Genomic DNA, 3,948 nt, shown 5'->3' on the forward strand with positions numbered 1-3,948 from the left:
CCCGCATGGTGGCGCTAAAGCTCACCGGCTGAAAGCCGGTGGTTTTAACCTTTCGATGGAAAATAAATCCAAGGCAATGGACGCGGCAGCACGATGCCGGGACGGCGTGCCGAAAGCGTCAGGTTCAAGTTGTAGGTATCACGTGGTGCCGTGTGAAACGGCAGGTTTGCTACAGGCGCAGCAAGACGAATCAGTCGGTAAGCCGAGCTGACTCAGGGAGGGGGCTATGCGCTATGGCGGCGTAGGCAGCCAGGCAGATATTTTCGAAGCAGTCATTCTGTCAGGTATTGAACAGTCAGTGCAGGGAAGAACTTAGGCCATACCACGGTTAGCCTAGTCTCGCGATATTAGGGCACAACAGAGACCTTGAGTCTGCGTTATGACAGTCAGCCAAGGTTAGAAGGATCACCTGAAGAAGGTTTCGCTAGGTGCTTTTTAGCCGAGTCGGTAGCGGCCAACGATCATGTATCCAGGCAAGTTCAGTTGGCGGTGTAGTGGTCACGACGGTAAACCCGGCGTTGTTCTCCCTTTCCAATCACCGGGCATTCCATCGCTTGGCCAACCGGCACATCGAACCAAGGCGATGCTCGATTCTTTTCACCTTGCCGACCTTCTCTTTCCATAAAGCGTAAACCCATGCCAAATCCAGACTGTGGGTGATACTTGGCCCAGCTGCCTGCATCCTCTGAATTGAGTCTCGCCCAACCACCCTCAGGGCCTTAACCGCGCTGTCTCCTGCGCCTGCCCAGGTGATCCAGTTCAGCTGCTGTAAATAGCCAACTGCTGAGTGTTGATCCTGTCCAATACGCTTGGCTACGCAAGAAGCCAGATTCTAAATGCCGCTGCCGCTGAGGACGCAGGTGGATCAGGGGAAGACCCTGGTGATAGCCTGCGTCTATGCCGCGACCCTCATGGTCGCATACGTTGAGGCCCGCCCTGAGAATGAGGCGGATGCCTCCTTAGGGATCGACTGATGCTTTTTTTGCCCCGCGTATTTTGGGGGCAAAACTGGGGGCAAAATCCAGGCCGCTGCAAACCGTTCAAAACCAGCAGGTGCCGGATTCATTGGGCTGTAGAGGTGCGTGTGGCGGTGTGGGCGTGCAGTAGACAGCGTTCAAATCCCTATCTTCCCGCCATACCCAAGCCAAAGCCCCTGAAGCTCCCAGAGTTTCGGGGGTTTTTGCTTTCTACGGCATGCAGGGTGTCGAAGAAGTGTCGAAAGCGGCTGGAGACTGCAGCTGGCTCTGAACTGGTGGCCACATCCTGGCGACGTGCACCAGGGCAAGAATCCAGACCACATCACGCTCAGTCTGATAGACGAGACGATAGTTCTCGTGAGGGATCAGCTCGCGAGTACCGACCACCGTTCCCAGCCTGCCCTTGTCGGGAAAATCGGCCAGACTAGCGGCAACAGCACTGAATAGCTCGTCCATGTGCACAGCAGTGCGAGGGTTGTCGGTTGCGATGTATTTCCAGATATCCAGACGGTCCTGCATGGCCTCAGGTGTCCAAATAACCTGCATCAGTGACCCAGAGCCTTGGCCCGGCGAGCAGCGAATTCAGCTTCTACATCATCATTGGAGCGGCCGCGACCAGCCTCTACCGATGCCCTTGCAGCAGCGACCTTGCGTTGCACGAACTCATCATGCTCTTTGACCTGTTGCTGCAGGCGAATGTAGTCGCGCATGAGGTCGCGCATAACCTGGGAGGCCGGCTGGTGTGCGGCTTGAGCGGCTGCCATGAAGTCTTCGCGCAGTTCAGACTCAAGCTTCAGGTTGAAAACGGCTTCTTTGGCCATGGTCGTCACCTATCGGTCGATTCGTAACTACAACGTATATACGTTGTATGCATGCTAAGCAATGCTCGCTGCACTGGAAAGCATGAGTCATCATCTTTGTGTCTAGCTCAGGGCGTTGTGAGTGATAGTTTCAAGCGTCACGATATTTGCCATCACGCGAATATTCTGGGGAAGTTCGAAGTGCCAGAGCTGCCAGGGGAGCACTCCGCTCTGTGAAACACGCCGCGCAATTGAGGCTTGGCACATTGTCATTGCCTGGGCTACTCTCCGATCACCGGGCTAACGAAGTGATCAACAGGCAGGATGCCGACCCCATACACTTCGTTAGCTCGGTGTTCATTGCTTGCGCTGGCCTATGCGAGGCGAGCGGAAAAGACAAAGCCCTCCGAAAGAGGGCTTTGTCGTTTCTGCAAGACGCCTTGCGCGCCTCGCGTCTGTTAAAAGCATCCCTGCTGCCTTTCCATTCCCGCCCTAACCATCGTTGCTGGATAGCCTAGGCAATATCTGGCGTTTTGCCATGTTGCCCCTGCCAGGTGGACTCTAGCAGCTTGTCGGACTTGACCCCGCAAGAAAGGATAGAGCGGGATCAAGGTGCTTTTTGACGCGTTGCCGTTCCTTTCAGACATCTGAGTCCGCTGGCGCGACCCCAAGGACGTATCTGCACGCCTGGGCCGCCGTTTGAGCGGCCTCAGGGCGTACCTTTCTACCTTTACGCGGCACGCAGTACATGCAGGCGCTTGATGTTCCAGGCCATGGTCACCAAGCTCCATTCACCTTGAGCCTTGGCGAGTCCGCGCATGCTCATTTGCCGCCAGCCCATCACCCGCTTGATGATGCCGAACACCGGCTCAACCGTCTGCTTGCGCAGTTTGTACAGCGCTCGGCCACTTTGCGTGCTCAGGCAATGGGCCATCTGCTCGACCGGGTCGCTCGTCTGCGGTGACGGCGAGTCGGCGGCAAAGCGCTCCAGCACGGGCAAATGATGCGATTCGCGCTTGAGCGCCAGCAGCGGTTCGATCTCGGCTGCGTGGCAGGCGCTCACGTTGGCTTGGCTGAAGAAGCCGTTGTCCGCAATCAGCGTTTGCACCTCGCCCAGCGCGGCGGGCAAGGCCGCAATGCGCTGCAGCGTAGGGACCACTTCGCGCTTGTCGTTGCTGGCCTGGGTGACATGCTGTGTGATGACCAGCATCGTCTCGACATCCACCCCGGCCTGAGCGTTGTAGCTCTGCTCGAAGCCGCCGCTTGAGGCGGGCATGATGCGCGATTCTTCATCGGTTAGATTGACTTGATCGCTGTCTTTGGGGCCGGCCGCAGGTGGTTCGGGATCCTTGCCCCGCGGCTTCTTGCCGGCCTTGCGTTGGGCCTGACGCTTGGCCGTCTTGACCTCGAATTCCTGCTGCTCGACGGCGTGTCGCTCAGCCGCGCGCTGCTCGATCTTGGCCTTGGCCTGGGCAATGGCGCTGAGCCGATCTTCACGCCGGGCAATCTCGGCCGGTACATCCATGCCATCGGGCACGGCGGCACGGTCACTGTTCTCGGCCAGCGTCAACAACTGCTGGACTTCCTCGCGTAACTGCACCTCGATCCTGTTGGCATAGCCCCAGGACAAGGCTTTGTGCTTACTGGCATTGGCATCGATCTTGGTGCCGTCGAGCGCAATGTGGCCAAGCTTGAGCAGCTTCATCTCACGTGCCAGCAGCAGCACCTGGACGAACAGCGATTCGACCGCCGTCAGGAAGCGCCGACGGAACGTGGCCAGGGTGTCGTGGTCGGGGTGAGTGTTGGCCGCCACATAGCGAAACGCCACCGAGTCGTAGGTCGCGCGCTCGATCTTGCGGCTGGAGTGCACGCCGTTGGCGTAGCCGTAGATCAGCAGGCCAAGCAGCACGGCCGGATGGTGTGCGGCCGACCCCCGGCCGGCGTATTGGCCGGTCAGTTCGCGCAGATCGAGTTGCTCGATGACCTCAACCACGAATCGCGCCAAGTGATCATTCGGCAACCATTCGTCTACCGAGGGCGGCAGCAGGTACGCGGTGTCACGGTCAACTGGGACAAAACGGCTCATAGGGACGGGCTCTCGGTAGCAGAGCCCCGATTGTCGCGGATACCCCCAACGCGCGGAAGACTTGGAAAGTCCGACAGACTCCTAG

4 protein-coding genes are annotated in these 3,948 nt (G+C 58.4%); 1 reads left to right on the forward strand and 3 read right to left on the reverse strand.

Annotated elements, in window-relative coordinates; genetic code table 11:
- Positions 1–211, forward strand: a 211-nt coding sequence (locus DBO86_RS26220) for a hypothetical protein (protein WP_208630411.1), incomplete at its 5' end; no start/stop codon positions are given.
- Between the two features lie 976 nt (positions 212–1,187).
- Here DBO86_RS26220 and DBO86_RS10355 read toward each other — a convergent pair.
- From DBO86_RS10355 to DBO86_RS10365, 3 genes are all read right to left on the reverse strand, one after another.
- Positions 1,188–1,523 (reverse strand): type II toxin-antitoxin system RelE/ParE family toxin, encoded by a 336-nt coding sequence (locus DBO86_RS10355; RefSeq protein ID WP_104728562.1) that lies wholly within the window; start codon positions 1,521–1,523, stop codon positions 1,188–1,190.
- Complete coding sequence (locus DBO86_RS10360; protein ID WP_003460663.1) at positions 1,523–1,798, reverse strand: hypothetical protein; 276 nt, start codon at positions 1,796–1,798, stop codon at positions 1,523–1,525. Before DBO86_RS10360 ends, DBO86_RS10355 begins: the two co-directional genes overlap by 1 nt.
- Before the next feature lie 709 nt (positions 1,799–2,507).
- Positions 2,508–3,863, reverse strand: coding sequence for an IS1182 family transposase (locus DBO86_RS10365; protein WP_042858280.1), 1,356 nt, complete (start codon positions 3,861–3,863; stop codon positions 2,508–2,510).
- Positions 3,864–3,948 lie beyond the last annotated feature (85 nt).

This window comes from Ectopseudomonas oleovorans (assembly GCF_003052605.1).
Lineage (GTDB): Bacteria > Pseudomonadota > Gammaproteobacteria > Pseudomonadales > Pseudomonadaceae > Aquipseudomonas > Aquipseudomonas oleovorans_A.